Annotated in this window: 16 protein-coding genes and 1 tRNA gene; 9 read left to right on the top strand and 8 right to left on the bottom strand. The window is 65.3% G+C overall.

What is annotated here, in order from left to right; genetic code table 11:
- Nucleotides 1–22 precede the first annotated feature (22 nt).
- Nucleotides 23–2,890, bottom strand: coding sequence for a pyruvate dehydrogenase (acetyl-transferring), homodimeric type (aceE, locus tag ACQP1O_RS32540; RefSeq protein ID WP_433567872.1), 2,868 nt, complete (start codon nucleotides 2,888–2,890; stop codon nucleotides 23–25).
- 243 nt (nucleotides 2,891–3,133) lie between these two features.
- On the opposite strand from aceE, the gene ACQP1O_RS32535 reads away from it, so the two are divergent.
- The 4 genes from ACQP1O_RS32535 to ACQP1O_RS32520 all read left to right on the top strand — a co-directional run bounded on the left by ACQP1O_RS32535 (nucleotide 3,134) and on the right by ACQP1O_RS32520 (nucleotide 4,983).
- Nucleotides 3,134–3,691: a hypothetical protein gene (locus ACQP1O_RS32535; protein ID WP_433562199.1), complete on the top strand. Its 558-nt coding sequence runs from the start codon at nucleotides 3,134–3,136 to the stop codon at nucleotides 3,689–3,691.
- Nucleotides 3,692–3,851: 160 nt separating this feature from the next.
- The gene (locus tag ACQP1O_RS32530) at nucleotides 3,852–4,274 is read left to right on the top strand and encodes a DUF3052 domain-containing protein (RefSeq protein WP_354838512.1); all 423 of its coding nucleotides are present in this window, start codon (nucleotides 3,852–3,854) and stop codon (nucleotides 4,272–4,274) included.
- Nucleotides 4,275–4,382: 108 nt separating this feature from the next.
- Nucleotides 4,383–4,847: a peroxiredoxin gene (locus ACQP1O_RS32525; protein WP_354838203.1), complete on the top strand. Its 465-nt coding sequence runs from the start codon at nucleotides 4,383–4,385 to the stop codon at nucleotides 4,845–4,847.
- 64 nt (nucleotides 4,848–4,911) lie between these two features.
- Nucleotides 4,912–4,983 (top strand) — tRNA-Val (locus ACQP1O_RS32520).
- Nucleotides 4,984–5,386: 403 nt separating this feature from the next.
- Here ACQP1O_RS32520 and ACQP1O_RS32515 read toward each other — a convergent pair.
- Both ACQP1O_RS32515 and ACQP1O_RS32510 read right to left on the bottom strand, forming a co-directional pair.
- Nucleotides 5,387–8,017, bottom strand: a complete 2,631-nt coding sequence (locus tag ACQP1O_RS32515; protein ID WP_433562198.1) for a protein kinase domain-containing protein — start codon at nucleotides 8,015–8,017, stop codon at nucleotides 5,387–5,389.
- Nucleotides 8,018–8,236: 219 nt separating this feature from the next.
- Nucleotides 8,237–8,662, bottom strand: a complete 426-nt coding sequence (locus ACQP1O_RS32510; protein WP_433562197.1) for a VOC family protein — start codon at nucleotides 8,660–8,662, stop codon at nucleotides 8,237–8,239.
- Between the two features lie 397 nt (nucleotides 8,663–9,059).
- Between ACQP1O_RS32510 and ACQP1O_RS32505 the strand changes: the two genes are divergently transcribed.
- Together ACQP1O_RS32505 and ACQP1O_RS32500 are read left to right on the top strand one after the other, a co-directional pair.
- Nucleotides 9,060–9,587: a hypothetical protein gene (locus ACQP1O_RS32505; RefSeq protein WP_433562196.1), complete on the top strand. Its 528-nt coding sequence runs from the start codon at nucleotides 9,060–9,062 to the stop codon at nucleotides 9,585–9,587.
- A gap of 97 nt (nucleotides 9,588–9,684) precedes the next feature.
- A complete protein-coding gene (locus ACQP1O_RS32500; protein ID WP_433562195.1) occupies nucleotides 9,685–9,939 on the top strand; it encodes a pentapeptide repeat-containing protein in 255 nt (84 codons plus the stop codon).
- Nucleotides 9,940–10,226: 287 nt separating this feature from the next.
- Here ACQP1O_RS32500 and ACQP1O_RS32495 read toward each other — a convergent pair whose 3' ends face one another.
- Nucleotides 10,227–10,835, bottom strand: a complete 609-nt coding sequence (locus ACQP1O_RS32495; RefSeq protein ID WP_433562194.1) for a hypothetical protein — start codon at nucleotides 10,833–10,835, stop codon at nucleotides 10,227–10,229.
- A 715-nt stretch (nucleotides 10,836–11,550) separates the two neighbouring features.
- Nucleotides 11,551–12,336 carry a GTP-binding protein gene (locus ACQP1O_RS32490; protein WP_433562193.1) on the bottom strand — a complete coding sequence of 262 codons (786 nt, stop codon included), beginning with the start codon at nucleotides 12,334–12,336 and terminating at the stop codon, nucleotides 11,551–11,553.
- Between the two features lie 132 nt (nucleotides 12,337–12,468).
- Here ACQP1O_RS32490 and ACQP1O_RS32485 point away from each other — a divergent pair, with 132 nt between their 5' ends.
- From ACQP1O_RS32485 to ACQP1O_RS32475, 3 genes are all read left to right on the top strand, one after another.
- Entirely contained in the window at nucleotides 12,469–12,915 is a 447-nt protein-coding gene (locus tag ACQP1O_RS32485; protein ID WP_354838229.1) for a Zn-ribbon domain-containing OB-fold protein, read from the top strand.
- Nucleotides 12,908–14,110, top strand: a complete 1,203-nt coding sequence (locus ACQP1O_RS32480; RefSeq protein ID WP_433562192.1) for a lipid-transfer protein — start codon at nucleotides 12,908–12,910, stop codon at nucleotides 14,108–14,110. The genes ACQP1O_RS32485 and ACQP1O_RS32480 overlap by 8 nt, the downstream gene beginning before the upstream one ends.
- Before the next feature lie 182 nt (nucleotides 14,111–14,292).
- Nucleotides 14,293–14,418 (top strand): hypothetical protein, encoded by a 126-nt coding sequence (locus ACQP1O_RS32475; protein ID WP_433562191.1) that lies wholly within the window; start codon nucleotides 14,293–14,295, stop codon nucleotides 14,416–14,418.
- Between the two features lie 12 nt (nucleotides 14,419–14,430).
- Here the strand turns inward: ACQP1O_RS32475 and ACQP1O_RS32470 are convergent, their stop codons facing one another.
- From ACQP1O_RS32470 to ACQP1O_RS32460, 3 genes are all read right to left on the bottom strand, one after another.
- Nucleotides 14,431–14,832 (bottom strand): hypothetical protein, encoded by a 402-nt coding sequence (locus ACQP1O_RS32470; RefSeq protein ID WP_433562190.1) that lies wholly within the window; start codon nucleotides 14,830–14,832, stop codon nucleotides 14,431–14,433.
- Nucleotides 14,833–14,859: 27 nt separating this feature from the next.
- A complete protein-coding gene (locus ACQP1O_RS32465; protein ID WP_433562189.1) occupies nucleotides 14,860–15,429 on the bottom strand; it encodes a GNAT family N-acetyltransferase in 570 nt (189 codons plus the stop codon).
- Between the two features lie 235 nt (nucleotides 15,430–15,664).
- The gene (locus ACQP1O_RS32460) at nucleotides 15,665–16,588 is read right to left on the bottom strand and encodes a hypothetical protein (protein WP_433562188.1); all 924 of its coding nucleotides are present in this window, start codon (nucleotides 16,586–16,588) and stop codon (nucleotides 15,665–15,667) included.
- Nucleotides 16,589–16,846: the final 258 nt, after the last annotated feature.

Genomic DNA, 16,846 nt, shown 5'->3' with positions numbered 1-16,846 from the left:
GTTCCACAGTATTTATGTTCGGTTATGCGTCGCCGCCTTCGGTACCGGGTGCCGCCTTCGGCGCGGCGTTCACGTCGTCGATGGCGTAGCGGCGTGCCGCCTCGGCCACCGTGGCGGGTGAAATCCGGCCCTGAGCAGCGAGACCCTGCAGCGCGGCGACCACGATGGACGCGGCATCCACATTGAAGACGCGCCGCGCGGCCGGGCGGGTGTCGGAGAAACCGAAACCATCCGTACCGAGGGTGATGTATTCGGTCGGCACCCACTGGCGGATCTGGTCGGGCACCGCGCGCATCCAGTCGGAGGCGGCGACGACCGGGCCCTGCGCGTTGGACAGCACCTCGGTGATGTAGGGCAGGCCCGGATCCTGGTCGGGGTGACGGAGTTTGGCGATCTCCTTCGCGAGAGCCTCCTTGCGGAGCTCTCCCCATGAGGTCACGGAGTAGACATCGGCCTGCACACCCCACTCCTGGGCCAGCATCTCCTGCGCGCGCATGCCATCGGGCATGGTGACGCCCGCGACCAGGATATTGGCGCGCAGGTCCCCGGCGCCGCCGGGCCGGTACAGGTAGATGCCCTTGAGCAGACCCGCCACGTCCAGGTTCTCCGGCTCGGCCGGCTGGACGTAGGGCTCGTTGTACAGGGTGATGTAGTAGAAGATGTCCTCGCCGCCGAATTCGTGGTGCACCGAACACGATTCGGGATCGGTGCCGGGCAGCGCCTCCTGATAGCCCTGGGCCGGGCCGCCGCCGTACATGCGGCGCATGCCGTCGCGCACGATGTGGGCGATCTCGAAGGAGAAGGCCGGATCGTAGGCGACACAGGCCGGGTTGGTGGACGCCAGCAGCAGCGAGTGACCGTCGTTGTGCTGCAGGCCCTCACCGGTCAACGTGGTTCGCCCGGCGGTAGCTCCGAGCACGAAGCCGCGCGCCATCTGATCCGCCGCTGCCCACAGGCCGTCACCCGTGCGCTGGAAGCCGAACATCGAATAGAAGATGTAGAGCGGGATCATCGGCTCGCCGTGGGTGGCGTAGGAAGTGCCGACCGCGGTGAAGCTCGCCGTGGAACCGGCCTCGTTGATGCCCTCGTGCAGGATCTGGCCGATGGTCGACTCTTTGTAGGCAAGCATCAAATCCGCGTCGACCGATGTGTACAACTGGCCGTTGCGGTTGTAGATCTTCAACGAGGGGAACCACGAGTCCATACCGAACGTGCGGGCCTCGTCGGGGATGATCGGGACGATGCGCTTGCCGATCTCCTTGTCGCGCAACAGCTCTTTCATCAGGCGCACGAACGCCATGGTGGTGGCCACCGACTGCTTGCCCGAACCCTTGCGGACCGAACGGTAGGCCTCGTCGCCGGGGAGTTGCAGCGGCTTTGCCAGCGTGCGGCGCTCGGGGACGAAACCGCCCAGCTGCTTGCGGCGATCCATCATGTACTGGATCTCGGGCGCGTCCTGGCCGGGGTGGTAGTACGGCGGCAGGTACGGGTTGGCCTCGAGCTCGGCGTCGGTGATCGGAATGCGCTGCACGTCGCGGAACGCCTTCAGATCGTCGAGGGTCATCTTCTTCATCTGGTGCGTGGCATTGCGGGCCTCGAAGTGCTTGCCCAGGCCGTAGCCCTTGATGGTCTTGGCCAGGATGACCGTCGGCTGACCCTTGTGTGCCATGGCCGCGGCGTAGGCGGCGTAGATCTTGCGGTAGTCGTGGCCACCGCGCTTGAGGTTCCAGACCTCGGCGTCCGACAGGCCCTTGACCAGTTCCTTGGTGCGCGGGTCGCGGCCGAAGAAGTGCTCGCGCACGTACGCGCCGTCATTGGCCTTGTAGGTCTGGTAGTCGCCGTCGGGCGTGCTGTTCATCAGGTTCACCAGCGCGCCGTCGCGGTCGGCCTGCAGCAGGGCATCCCACTCGCGGCCCCAGACCACCTTGATGACATTCCAGCCGGCGCCGCGGAAGAACGACTCCAGCTCCTGAATGATCTTGCCGTTGCCGCGGACCGGGCCATCGAGGCGCTGCAGGTTGCAGTTGATCACGAAGGTCAGGTTGTCCAGGCCCTCGTTGGCGGCCACCTGGATCAGGCCGCGCGACTCCGGCTCGTCCATCTCGCCGTCGCCGAGGAACGCCCAGACATGCTGGTCGGAGGTGTCCTTGAGACCGCGGTCGTGCAGGTAGTGGTTGAAGCGGGCCTGGTAGATGGCGTTCATCGGGCCCAGACCCATTGACACCGTGGGGAATTCCCAGAAGTCGGGCATCAGGCGCGGGTGCGGGTACGACGACAGGCCGTGGCCCGGACCGCCGTGGCTGTACTCCTGGCGGAAGCCGTCCATCTGGTCCGTGGTGAGGCGGCCTTCGAGGAAGGCGCGGGCATAGATGCCGGGGGAGGCGTGGCCCTGGATGAACACCTGGTCGCCGCCGCCCGCGTGGTCCTTGCCGCGGAAGAAGTGGTTGAAACCGACCTCGTAGAGCGCCGCCGAGGACGCGTAGGTCGAAATGTGGCCGCCCACACCGATTCCCGGCCGCTGGGCGCGGTGCACCATGACCGCGGCGTTCCAGCGGATGTAGGCGCGGAAGCGGCGCTCCACCTCCTCGTCGCCGGGGAACCACGGCTCGTTCTCGGTGGGGATGGTGTTGACGTAGTCGGTGGAGGTCAGCGCGGGGATGGCGACATGGCGCTCACCGGCGCGTTCGAGCAGGCGCAGCATGAGGTAGCGGGCGCGGCCGGGGCCCTCGCGGGTGAGCATTTCGTCGAAGGAGTCGAGCCATTCGCTGGTCTCCTCCGGGTCGATGTCCGGCAGGTATGACGCCACCCCCTCGCGAATCACTCGAACCCGGCCTCCCGCCGGGGATTTGCGTGCCGATCCATTGGTGGAATTCGACGAAGTCGGGTGCATCAAGTCGGTCAAGACGTTTGCTCCTCGTACACATGGGGTGGGACATCTGGTGTGGCGTCAATACCCCGGATATCCGCTGGTGGGCGGCATACCCGTAACGATTGGTCTGGGGCGCATCTCACATCCTTGCCGATGATGCGGCCCAGGTCATCATGTCAGCCGGAAATCCAGTACGGTTGCGCAGGGAATCGCGCCGCTAGCGACGCCATCCAACACCGCCGGGCTGGATCGGGGAGGAACCAAGTGAAGCTGCTGAACCCGCGGGGGTTCGGACTGGTGTGCGCGTCCGCGGCGGTGGCGGGGGGATTGGTACTGGCCGGGTGCGCGAACACGGTCGAGGGTACTCCGACGGTGAATCAGGTTGAGGTGACGTCGTACAGGGCCGCGGCCGCGTCGTCCTCGGCGGCCGCCGCCGCTTCGAAGGCGGCCGCGGCGACCGCCAAGGCGACCTCCGACAACTGCGACCCGTTCCGCAAGATCACCGGGACCGCTGTCGATCACTACAACGACTTCGTCGACGCGCACGACGCGAACGCGGCCGACCAGATCGCCAAGCGCGACGCGGCCGCGTCCGGGCTCGAGGACGCCGCTAAGACGGTCGAGACTCAGGTGGGTGCGTCGGGTGCGGACCTGCCGGCGGATCTGGGGCAGAAGTTCACCGATTATGTGACCGCCGCACGGTCGTTGGCCGCGGAGGTGCGGAAGATGACGACCAGCGCGTCGGTGGCGCCGCTGAACGACGCGAGTCGCAAGGTCAACGATGCTCTGACCGCGGTCCGGAACGCCTGCCCGGCCAAGTGAATCGGGCCGTTCACATGGTGTGAAACCGAGCTGTCCAATGGATCTCACCGGTCTCACATACGACATTTAGGGTGCGATTTCGGCCGATCGGCTTGCGCTGGGCGCTTTTACCATGTTCGCTTGCAACTACCTATTGTCGGGAGTTGAGGAGGACACCACCGTGGTCGCCGCGGCGGACGCGCAGAACTACGCTCAGAAGCTTGGCATTTCACACGACATGGTGGTTCAGGAACTGGGCTGGGACGAAGATACCGATGACGCGCTTCGCGCCGAGATCGAGGAAGCCACCGGTTCCGAGCTGCTCGACGAAGACACCGACGAGGTGGTCGACGTCGTGCTGCTGTGGTGGCGTGAGGGTGACGGTGACCTGGTGGACGAGTTGCTGAACGTGATCACCCCGCTCGCCGACGACGGCGTCGTCTGGGTGCTCACCCCCAAGACCGGTCAACCCGGCCATGTCGATCCGAGCGAAATCGGCGAGTCGGCGACCCCCGCCGGACTCACCGCGACCACCCCGGTCTCCCTGGGCACCTGGACGGGCACCAAACTCACCCAGCCCAAGACACCTTCCAAGCAGCGCTGAGGCCTCCACTAAGGTTTCAGGTAAGCCGAGTGACAACGGTGGATTCCGCGTGTCTCCACGCCGCGTCGCTCGGTGCTGCGCTCAGGACATGAGGATGGAGGGGAAGGTATGCCGCTCGAGGTCGGTTCGGTCGCACCGGACTTCACGCTGAAGGACCAGAACAATCAGGAAGTCACGCTGTCGAGCTTCCGCGGCGAGAAAAACGTCCTGATCGTCTTCTATCCCCTGGCCTTCACCGGTATCTGTCAGGGCGAACTCTGCAAGGTCCGGGACGAACTCCCCAAGTTCCAGAACGACAACGCCGAGATCCTCGCCATCTCCGTGGGCCCCCCGCCCACCCACAAGATCTGGGCAGCCGAACAGGGCTACACCTTCCCCCTCCTCTCCGACTTCTGGCCGCACGGCGCCGTAGCCCAGACCTACGGCGTCTTCAACGAGAAGTCCGGCTACCCCAACCGCGGCACCTTCGTCGTCGACAAGGACGGCATCGTCCGCTTCGCCGAAATGAACGGCCCCGGCGAGCCCCGTGACCAGCACGCTTGGGAAAAAGCCCTCGCCACACTAGATTCATAAACCGTTGCCCGCGGACCCCAAGGTCCTGACGGCATATCCGATCCCGGCGCAAGCCGGGCATCCGGGGCGTATAGCTCAGCGGTAGAGCACTGGTTTTACACACCAGCGGTCGGGGGTTCGATCCCCTCTGCGCCCACTCTTGTATTGCTGGTGAGCGGTTGTCCGGATCTCCGCCCGCTGCATTTGTTTCTGTTGTTGATCCGATGCTGGCTACCGTGGTCGGCGGTGTGTCCAAGGGCTCGAACCGCGAACCTGCTGTTCGGGGAGTTGGTTCCACCAAACACCCTCAGGTGCCGGAAAACGCTGTACCCCAACGAATTTCGACTGTTCGCGTTCCTCGAAGTCCCGCTGATCAGTGCCGAGTCAATACCGAACCGTGGGGCAGCGGGTCTTGGGGGTGTCAGCCGCCGTGGTTGGTTCGGTTTGTCCGGGATGACGGGGAGGGTTGGTTTCGTCGGGAAGAGTTGTTGAGGCACTTCATTGTTGCTGTCTACGACGTGGAGCTGCCTTGCCGTGGTCCGAGCCGATGTGTTGTGCACTCATTGTGGACCGGCGGCGGTATCCGGCTTCCGCTGCGCGCCGGCAGGATTCACCACACGTTCCAGCGCCTGCAGATCTGCCTCGATCGACCGGAACAGCATGTAGGCGATGATGAACGCGGCGATCGCGCCCACGCACACCACCCGTACCGCCACGATCACCAGCGGCATATCGTCCGGTGGCAGGACCGTCACCGCCACCACCGCCAGCAGCGGCACCGACGCCGCCACGGCCAGAAGCAGGGTGCAGTGGCGATCGAGTCGGTGCAGGTGCGCCACATCGCCCGCGCCGATGTCGCCGTGCCGCAGGAACATCGGGTAGATGCAGCGCACCATGTAGAACGTCACCAGGAAGAACGGATACGCCACCGCCATCGCGCCGAAGACCAGCAGATCCACCAGTAAATGCAGGACCGCCTGTCCGGTGAGCTCACCGGTCGCGAAGTGCATCACGATCGGAAATACGATCGCCGCCAGGCTCCACAGCGAGAACGCCACCAGCACGGTGCGGTCGCCGAACAGCAGGGCATCCGATCGAGCTAGGGCCAGCACCCGCGGGTCGTACCGGCGTCCCCGGCGCAGGCCGGGCGGGACCGTGAGCAGACGCCGCGACAGATATAGCACCGTCGCGATGCCCACCGGGAAGACCACCACGTTGAACGTGCCGACGGTGATCCAGAACGTGTGTTGCGCCGGCAGGCTCAGCCGGTCGACGATCAGCACCTTGTTGTGATGGATGTTGGCCAACGATGCGAGCAGGCTCGGTCCGCCCATCGCCAGCACCACCAACGGCACCAGCCACGGCCGCAGCCGCAGCCGCCAGCTGTCCGGCGGCGGGTCGACCAAATCGCGGGCCCGCTCGTCCAGGCATAGCTCCAACTGCTGAGCCAGTGCCGTCCCACTGCCCCAGCGCTGGTCACGCTGGGGCGCCAGACAGGTCAGCAGGACCCGCTGCAAGGCCGTCGGGCAGTCGGGTGGGATGCGCTCCAACGCCGCCGGATCCACCCCGGCGCGGCGGCGCTGCAGCATGGCCGCCAGCGTGGCGGCGTCGCTGCGTTTGCCTGCGGTGCTGTCGTCGAACGGCTTGGCTCCGGTGAGCAGCTCCCACAGCACCACCCCCAGGGAGTAGATGTCGGCGCGGGTGTCGAGATCGTCGGCGCTGCGTTCGTAACTTGGATGACAGGCCTCCAGCTGCTCCGGCGACATGTACGACAGCGAACCGCCGAAGTACGCGACCGGGTTTGTGCCGGCCAGATCCCGGCTGAAACTGATGTTGAAATCGGCCAGTTTCGGCACCGCCTCCGCGGTGAGCAGCACATTGGCCGGTTTGACGTCGCGATGCAGCACCCCGTGTGCGTCGGCGTAGGCCAGCGCCTCGGCCAGCCGGCGGCCCAGCCAGGCGACCGTCTCCGGCCACGACAGCGCCGCGATCTCCGCGCGCACACTGGAATCGGTGGGCCGGATCTCGCCCTTTTCCTCCATCGCCGCGTCGACCGCAGCCAGCAGCAGCCGCCCGCTGCGCTGCTCGGGCGGGGTGGCCCGCACCCAGCGCAGTACGCCCAGCAGCGTGCCACCGGGCAGGAACTGCATGTACAGCAGCCGCAGCCGCCGTGCATGGGGCTCGTCCGGGCTCGCCTCGTCGAGCAACCGCTGATCGAAGACCCTCACGATGTAGTCGTGATCGAGCTGGGCCAGAGTCTGCGGTTCGGTGCCGCGATCGGCGGAGATCTTCACTGCCACCAGCCGCTGCAACGACCGCTGCCGGGCCAGGAACACCCGCGCGAAGGCGCCGCTGCCCAGGCCGGTGAGCAGGTCGAAATCATCGATGCGGCGACCGACTTCGATCCGGTCCAAGCTGTCGACGCCGATCGCGCTGCTGTCCACCGCGCTGGACAGGTCGGCGGTGGTGCGCGTGGCATCCGCCAACCAGGTCGCCGGAACGGCGGAAACCTTGGCCGTCGGTTCCGGACTCACCCGCTGCGTGCTCTGATCCTCGTCTCCACCGGTCACCATGTTCGCCGTCCCCCGCCCGACCTGTACGGCATGATCGGCGAATCGCTCGTAATACCGGCCGAGCGAGGTCAGATCGACCGTGGCGGTAATCCCGCCGGTCCAGTTGTCGGACCACACGGCGGTCAGCAGGTCGTGATGCAACCGATCCATGGTGTCGTCTTGGCCCTCGAGCTGTGCAGCATCGCCCGGATCACCGGACTCCAGCACCGCAGCGGCGCTGGTCGCCATCGCAGTGGCGGCCGCGCCCATGCGGGCCACGACCGGCTTCACCGATTCCGGAACCGCCGGCGCTGGGTGACGGCGGCGGCCGACGTCAGCGATATGTTCGGACAGGGTGGCCATCATGGCGAGGTCGCCGAGGAGCTGAATGGCTGTGACCACCTGCCGCAACTCGCCGGCGACGGGCGCTTGCACGGTCAGCAGCCGCATTGCCTCGCGCTCACAGTGATCACGCGTGAGGTCGATCTCGCGGCAGATGTCGATCGCTTGCTCGGCCAACTCGAGATCGGCGTTCAGCACGGAATCCGTGGCAGCGGCAACAGCCGCGCGGTCACGCAGACACATCACTCGCAACTGCCCGGCAAGCTGCTCGAAGTCCTCCTGGAAGCGAGTCCGCATAGCTAATCATCAGCCATCAGCGGCACCGGCACTCGCACGGGACCCAAGCCACCCCGATAAGTCTCAGGACTCACCGGGGCGGTTCAGAGAGCGCGGCGCGCGCTCAGCGACGCTGTCGCCTCGAAAGACATACGGCCAGAGGTATTTTCGGATTGCAGCCATCCGCGTTTCACTCGTCTTACATCGCGCGAGGTACGCGGCGGAGTAGGAGCCGGGTGATCAGGTTAGGGCCCCCTTCGATTGGCCAACTTCAATGAGGTGGCCGTCGGGATCACGGATGTAGGCGCGGATTTCGTGAGGGTGGTCGACCGGCTCTGTCAGAAAAACCGCACCTCGGGCGGCCCATTCACGCTGCGACCGGTAGATATCGGCGACACGGATGTTGAGGAAAGCGTTGACCGTGTCGGGGTCCTGCGGCGTAGTGAGGGTTACGGTCGGCTTGTCCGCTGTCGGACCGCCGCCGTCGTTGAGGATCAGCCAGGTGTTGGCCAACTGCAGGATGACGGGGTCACGGTCGTGCACAACCTGGGCGCCGAACACAGTCCGGTAGTAGTCGCGTGATCTGTCCTGGTCGGAGACGACGAGGAAATGGGTGACCACGAAACCGTCGCGCGGGGGAAACTCGGGCTGTTGTGAAGCAGTCATGGGTGGCCTCCTCTAGCTTGCAGCCGAACCTGATCACTTGATCGTGCAGCAGTCCCTTGAACTGTCGCGGGTTCTCGACGGTGTGAAACCTTCAGGTGACCGGAACCCTCCAACAGAGATAATGGCTCGAGAGCCAGTGCCAACGCCATGCCGCGGGACTTTGTGATATCGACAAGTAATCGGGGTAGTTTTCCCAAAACTGAACCGGACGACATGGTTCGCCATGCCGATCGGGCGAATCTGGTTGGGAGGAGCGGTGACTCGTTTTACGGACCGGCTGCGCGGCCGCTCTTCCAATCGCTTGCGTCACCAGGTGGCGGGCCGATACAGCACACTACGGTTAACTCCGCCCAGCAGATCACCACTCCGACGGTGGCGGCAGAAACTCGGCCATTTCTTGGCGAAGCTAATCGGTTGGGACGGCTGGGTGAAGGTGGCGGCTTTCGCCACCGCGTTCACGGCCGTATCTGCACTATGGTTTACAGGCCAGTCATTGCGCGCCAACCAAAATCAATATGCTTTGTCCGAGCAGGGCCAGATAGCCGACCGGTTCGGCAAAGCAATCGAGCACCTCGGTTCAACCACGATCGACATACGCCTTGGCGGTATCTACTCCTTGGAACGCGTGGCCCACGATTCGCCCGCAGACCATCCGACCGTGTACGAGGTGCTCACCGCCTTCGTCCGAACTCATTCGCCCCTCACACCGTGTGCCGCACCCGAGCCTGGGACTCATACTGGATCGGCGTTACCGATCGATATACAGGCCGCCGTCGCGGTCATCGGCCGTCGCGAAACAAGCCATGACGGCCCCAATCCGATCGACCTCAAAGCCTCGCGCCTCACAGGTGTTGATCTGGCGACGGCACCGCTCGATCGCGCAAACCTGACCGCCGCGGATCTGACAGGCGGCAGGCCCGACTGACGCAGACCTATCGGGCGCGCATCTGAACGGCGCGCACCTCAACGGTGCGCAACTGAACCACGTGAACCTGACCGGCGCGGATCTAGGCGGGGCACACGTGATCAGCGCACTGGCGTTCAGTGCGAACCTGGCCGGGGCGGACCTGTACGGCGCGCATCTGAACGGCACGAGCCTGTTCGGCGCGAACTTGACCGGGGCGCACCTGAAAGGTGCGGACCTGAGTGGCGCGGGTCTGGCCGATGCAGACCTAACCGGTGCGAACCTGGAATCCGTGTGCTACTCGTCATCCACGATCTGGCCGGACGGATATGTTCCTCCGCCTACCCGAACACGCGAGTGTCCTTCTCTCTGAGCCGTTTCGAAGTACCTTGACGAAACGAGGGTCCCCGCACTTGCGGTCGGGGGTTCGATCCCCGCTGCGCCGACCTTCGAAAGCCTCCCAGGCGATCGCTGTTCCCGCAGCGTCGCTGAGAACCCTTGCCCTGCAACAGGTTGTTCCCTTCGGGGCGCTGGACTTGCCCCCGCGGAGTGCGTCGTGAGCCGATGGCCGCTGAAATCAGTTAGATTTGCCGCATAGCGAATTTCTTTCCGCATAAGCATCCTGGATGCAGCTGCCGATTCGATACCTCAATTTATCGACTACCGATACCAGACGCCGGCATTCCAATCGCCGTAGTCCCAGACGTTGAAATCGTAGCGATCGTGTGCACCCGCTAACACGTAGCCCAACCAACCAGCCGATGTGTCACAGATTTCGTCGTCGTGGTTGCACACGGTGAGCACCGGGAAGTTGCCGAACCAATCGTCGACGCCGGCCAGTGGATAACCGATGAGCCAATTCCCGGGAGTCGAGGACAGTCCACCCGAACCGGGTCCCGGAGCGCGTTTGGGATCCGACAGCAGGATGGCGTTCGCATTGCCGACATTCTGGTGGGCGGTGACCCAGGCATGGAGTATGCCGGCACCCTCACTGTGCCCGATCAACCGGATATGGTCGCGTGGACATTCAGTGCGGTGTGACCAGAAGAGCCGGTCGATTTCGTTCAATGCCGACATCGGATCGGCGGCGTTATACCCGACGGTCTGATCGACGTACGGAGCGAACACAGACGGGTCGCCTGAGCCGCCGATTCCGATGGCCCAGTCGACGGCGCAGCCGGCGGCCCGTGCCGTCGGGTTCGTCGCGTAGGTAATGGAAAAGAGGATGGCCAACAGTAATGCGGCGAAGAGCGCCGTTGCTCTACGCATGATCGTACTTTCTTCTTTGTTCTTGCTTCCGGGTTCGGCCCGGCCCGAGCAGGATGTAACCAGAAACTACTGACGTTCTCGTCTGCTGGCGAAACAAATTACCTGGGCCCTGTTCACCTGGGCTGTAGCGAAACATCGGAGGCCATGTTTCTTTCACCTCGATGCGAGTAGTTTCCGGTGGCCGCGTGACCAGTACGGCGCGTGCGCTTTCAGCTTACGCGAAATCGGGTTTCAACCGATTGGACATTTGCAGAGCGCCTGTGCCCGCGATATGTTTGCGCTCGATGGCTATATGGGCGATCTCGATCTCGACGATGGGATCGGAGCCGAATCCTGTTGGTCGTCTCTCGAAGACGCATGTCTGCCAAGGACTTTCGTGGGGCAATCTCCGCTGCAGGGTGTGGTCAGCGGGTCCAGCGGAGGACGTCGAGGGCTGCGCCGACGGCGATGGTATTGGTTCCGAGGGGGCGGGGTAGGAGTTCGCCGGCTCGGGCCAGGCGGCGGACCACGTACTGCGGTGGGTGTAGAGGCAGTCTGCGGTGCGGGCGATGCTCACTGTTCTTCGATGTAGGTGGTGAGCGCCCCGATTGTCTCGCGCCCGGCGCCGGCCAGGTCGCCCAGTGTGTCCGCGATGAACTCGTCGGCGCGGATGGAGTCGTTGGTAAGTACGGCGAGTCGGTGCCCGCATGAGCGCCGGCCGCCCCGAGGACGGAAGTCAGTAGTCGAGGGCGTGTTCCGGCTGGCAGACGGTCAGGGGGGAGGGGAGGTAGCGGGTTATGGCGTCGAGAAGAGGGGTGGGGTCGTTGATTGCGGGGGGAGGACTGCAGAGGATGGGGGCGATGTCGCCTATGCGGGTGAGGTGGCGGATGCGGTGATGCAGGTGTTCGAGCGGGAACTGTTGCAGCCCGAGGGCGTTCGGATCGGCGTTCGGTTCGATCACGGTGGCCACGAGGGTGCGGTACTGCTGTTCGGCGAGTTGCCAGTGGGGGCCGTAGATTTCGGCGGCGAGCGGTGCCAGGGCCCAGATCGAGATCAGGTCGATGACGCCCTCGAAGTCGGTGCCCGTGCCGATGGGGAGTTGCAGGGGCAGCGGGACCGCGCCGCGGGTGTCGGCGATGGTGCGGATGCAGCGGTCGAAGTCGGTGTCGGGGTGGTCGAGGCCGGTGATGAGGCAGAGGCGGGCGACCTGGTGGTCGTCGGCTACCCGGAGCATGGTTTCGAGGCGGGGGGCGAGGTTTGTGGCGGCGTCGACCACTGCGATCACGCCGTCGGCTACTCGGATGGCGCGCTGCAGGGCTGCGACGGGGGCCTGGGTCGATAGTTCGGCGAGGCGGATCGTGTGTTCGACGCCGTCTGTCGCCCAGTGGAGCGTGGTCGCGGGGCTGGAGGTGGGGGTGCCGGAACCGCGGAGCAGGTGGTGGGCCACTCGGGCCGTATCGGCGGGGTCGCCGAGGAGGGTGACGTTGCGGATCGACTGCGGGTCAATGGCTTTGGCGCCCATCGCGTTGTGGTACTCCAGATCGACTCGAGGGTGTCGGGGCATCCTCCATCGGGAGTCACCGTACCTCCGGGCGTGGATTCGCGGAGTGGAATTCGGCCCCAAAGTAGAACGTGTTCCTATACCGTCGGGGTTGTGCAGAAAGAACAACGCCCCGCTGTGGCTGACTGGTTCACTGCGGACGACGGTGTGGTGCGGCTCAAGGGGAGCCGGTGCAAGGATTGCGGCACACCGTACTTCCCGCGGAACACGCTGGCCTGTCGCAACCCGCGCTGTGCCGGTGCGAAGGACGGCTCCGAACTGGCCGAATACCTGTTTTCCACGCGTGGCCGGATCTGGTCGTACGCGGACGCCCGGTACAAGCCGCCCGCGCCCTATGTCTCGGCTGATCCGTTCGAGCCGTATGTCGTTGCGGCGGTGGAGCTCGAGGTCGAGCAGATGGTGATTCTCGGACAGGTGGTGCGCGGATTCACCGTGGACGATCTGGCCGTGGGCATGCCGGTGGAATTGGCCGTGGGCACGCTGTACGAGGACGACGAGGCAGAGCACACGGTGTGGATGTGGAGGCCGGTCAATGACTGACACGAACGATCGGGACATCGCCGTCCTCGGTGCGGGCATGCACCCGTGGGGCAAGTGGGGGCGGAACTTCGTCGAGTACGGGCTGGTCGCGGCGCGTGCGGCGCTGGCCGATGCCGGGGTGGACCACCTCGATGTCGGGTACATCGCCGGCGCGGACACCATCCGCAACGGATACCCCGGCTTCGTCGCGGGCGCGACTTTCGCTCAGGCATTGGGCTGGTCGGGTGCGCGGATCTCGAGCAGTTACGCCGCCTGCGCCTCGGGCGCGCAGGCCATTGCCAATGCGCGTGCGCAGATCCTGGCCGGACTGACCGATGTGGCACTCGTGATCGGTGCCGACACCACGCCGAAGGGCTTCTTCCAGCCGGTCGGCGGTGAACGCCGCGATGATCCGGACTGGCTGCGCTTCCATCTGCTCGGGGCGACCAACCCGATCTACTTCGCGCTCTACGCCCGCCGCCGGATGGCGCTGCACGGCGCCACGCTCGAGGATTTCGCCGCCGTCAAGGTGAAGAACGCCCGCCACGGCCTGAACAACCCGTATGCCCGGTACCGCAAGGAGGTGGCGGCCGAGGAGGTCGCGGCCTCGGCGATCGTGTCGGATCCCCTGCGGCTGCTCGACATTTGCGCGACCAGTGACGGCGGGGCCGCGCTGGTGCTGACGTCGATGGACTACGCGCGCCGGCACGGCATCGCCGACCCGGTCCGCATCCGGGCGCTGTCGACGGTCACGCCGACGTTCCCGAAGACCGTCATCGATCTGCCGGATTTCGCAACCGATTCCGCGGTGGCCGTCGAGGCCCCGCCGCACGCGTTCCGTTCCGCCATCGCGCAGGCCGCGTACGAGGAGGCCGGGCTCGGGCCGGACGAGCTGTCCTTCGCGGAGGTCTACGACCTGTCCACCGCGCTGGAGCTGGACTGGTACGAGGACATCGGGCTCTGCGAGACCGGCGGCGCGGAGGCGCTGTTGCGCAGTGGCGCAACCACATTGGGCGGACGCGTGCCGGTGAACCCCAGTGGCGGCCTGGCCTGTTTCGGTGAGGCGATTCCCGCACAGGCGATCGCTCAGATCTGCGAGCTCACGTGGCAGCTGCGCGGCCAGGCCGACGGGCGGCAGGTAGAGCACGCGCGCGCGGGTATCGCGGTGAATCAGGGTCTCTTCGGTCACGGCTCGGCGATCATCGCCACCCGCTGACTTCGGAGCCACCCGGGTCCACTCGTAGAACACGACGCTGAACCGGCAGGTACCGCACGGTATCTGCCGGGTTTTCGTTCGATGACCGCCGCCTGGGTCGTGATGTGAGCGTCCGTCGCTGGCAACCGATGCCAGCGTCCGGACGCAAACTGCGGATTCCCCTGTTCGAATGGAATCACGTGGTGACACAGCAGGACCCGAAGATCCGGGCGATCAGCGACTTCTTCGAGGCATATGCGCGCTGCGACTTGGACGGCATGAGCGCGGTACTCACCGACGACATCGCATGGACTGTTCCCGGGCAGTGAGCGAGCGGTGGATCAGTCGTTCCAAAGCTCCTGCCACCGCATCGGGAGCAGCTCCGCAAGTGTGACGAGCGCGTCGTCGAGGACCACGACGGTGTGCAGGTTCTCACGGTGCAGCTGGAACAGCATCTCCCGGCACCTCCCGCACGGGGGCATCAAACGGTGGTCGTTGCTCACGGTTGCGAGGGCGGTGATCTGGGACGTGCCAGACTTCAGCATCGTCAGTACTGCACCGACTTCGGCGCAGAACGCCACTCCGCAGTTTCCGGTGAGGCTCCTGCCCGTGTACACCCGGCCGTCGACCGCCAGCAGGGCAGCGCCCGCGTATCCCGCAGTCACCTGCCGCGTGAGGGGTTGTGCCACGGACAAAGCCGCGGCCTGGTCGATCAGCAGTCGGTAGCTGTCGGTTGTGGCCATCCTTGGACCTGACATGCGTCGACCTCTTCAGCTCATGGGGCTCAGTGACTTTGCGTAGATGACCGACAGATGGGTGCCGCCGCACGCAGCCAGGGCTGCGGCCTTGGCGTCGGGGTCGCGCCCATTGGTCGAGGCAATGTTCACCAACGAGAAGTCGCCGTAGACACGAACTCTCGTGATCTCCACACCGCCCGGCCCGTCCACTCCGACCACGCCGGGCACCGTCACGCAGTACTCGACCGGCCGGTAGCCGTTCTTCTCGTAGAAATGCTCGACGTATCCGCCCGCCGAACCGACCGTCACCTCAGTGAACCCCGCGGCTCCGGCAGCAACCTCCCATGCGGACAACAGCTTCGAACCGATTCCGCGGCCCGCAAAGTTGCCGTCAACCGCGATCCCGTCGACCACGATCCCGGTTCCGAAGCCCGGAGACGCGAAACACACGCCGACCACCTGCCCGCCCAGCAGCGCCGACACCACCAGGTCCGGACGCCAGGCCCAGCACCGGTCGACCCCCTCGGCACCGTGGAGATACTCGACAGCCAGTCGCCGCGCAGCGTCCAACCCCACCTCCGCAAGCCGCCCACAGACAATCATGATCACCTCCCTGCGGAGTGTCACCGATCCGGCCGGGATATCCTGTTGCCAAAGGATATTCGGCAACGGCAGGACTCCACCCCCGAGCATCCAGCATCACGCGAAGGTCGGCAATGCGAATATTTGGGCCGCAGTCAGTCTCGTGGCCAGATGCTCCGCGCCGGCCACTTCGCACGGCGCGGGTTGCGGCATAGGCGGACGCCTGGCGGCACACTTGTAAAGGAGTGGGAGGGCGTCAGTTGACGGTGCCCATCCCGGGGTAGTAGATCTCGGCGGCTTCGACGAAGGCGGAGCCGGTCAGTTCGGCCAGGGCCAAGGCTTCGTCGAACTTGCGGAGGGCCTTGCGGACGTAGGGCCGATCGTTCCATTGGTCGCCCACCTCGGCGAGCGCTTCGACATTCTGGGACAGCCAGTTTCGCAAGGGCTGGATGTTCGATGACGCGGCATAGCCGCCGATCGCGTAGTTGGAGGGGATGGTCCAGTTGGGTACCCAATCCAGCGATGGGAATTCGGCCGGGAAGGAACCGAACAACGCGGTGTTGTCGGATAGTGGCGGATAGCCGTTGGTCGTGGCTTGTTCGGCCAGTTCGGTGGGCCAGACCCGGCCGCGCTCGATCCAGCCGGGGAGCAGCGCGGCGAGGAATTCGATCAGTACGAATTGGATATTGCCGGTCAGTGCGTCCGCGGCGGAGATCTCGTCGCCATCGCCATTGCGGATGGTCGGGCGGCCGGCGCGGACTGCGGACGTCGCTTCGCGCAGCAGGTCGAGCTTCCAGCGGAAGCCCTTGGCCAGGTGTCGGTCGGCAGGCAGGGTGCCTGCCATGTCAGGCTCGACGTGGTTCGACAGGGCCGGATCGAGCAGGTCGATCTGACTGCGGGCCAGGTCGTCGACCTCGTCGAGAGTGGAATTGCAATAGCGCACAACGGTTTCGGCGACGGTCGCCGGATCATCGGCGGTGACGAAGAACGGCCGACCCCAGATGTAGAGGCCGCTATCGAAATCCCCACTGCCGGACGCCTTCAGAACGCCCAGTCCCCACGCGTTCGCACGAAACCGAACCTTCGCCTGTCGCACGGCATCGGCGATCAGATCGTCCAGATCATCGTCGCCGCCCCGGCCGGCCAGAAACGGTATGACCCGTTCCTCGGTCAGCCGCATGTCCACAGGATGAAAGCTGATGTCATAACCCATATTTGGCCCCCATGAGTGGTTGTGTACCGATCACCGTAGCGACCGGGTCGGACAGATTTGCGGTTCAGACCTCCCGCTCGGCCGCAAGCGCACGAAATTCGGCAGCATGGCGCGTTGTCAACGGCTGGGCTGCACTTCGAGATGTGCGGAGGCCCGGACCTGTCCGGGCTGCCGTGTGTGTCGAACCGCACGGGTCGCGGTATGTCGGGGCGCTCGATGAGTGCG

The sequence above is a fragment of the Nocardia sp. CA-151230 genome, from assembly GCF_050942175.1.
Lineage (GTDB): Bacteria > Actinomycetota > Actinomycetes > Mycobacteriales > Mycobacteriaceae > Nocardia.
The sequence above is the reverse complement of the archived record's forward strand: the minus strand, read 5'-3'. Positions and strand labels throughout refer to the sequence as shown.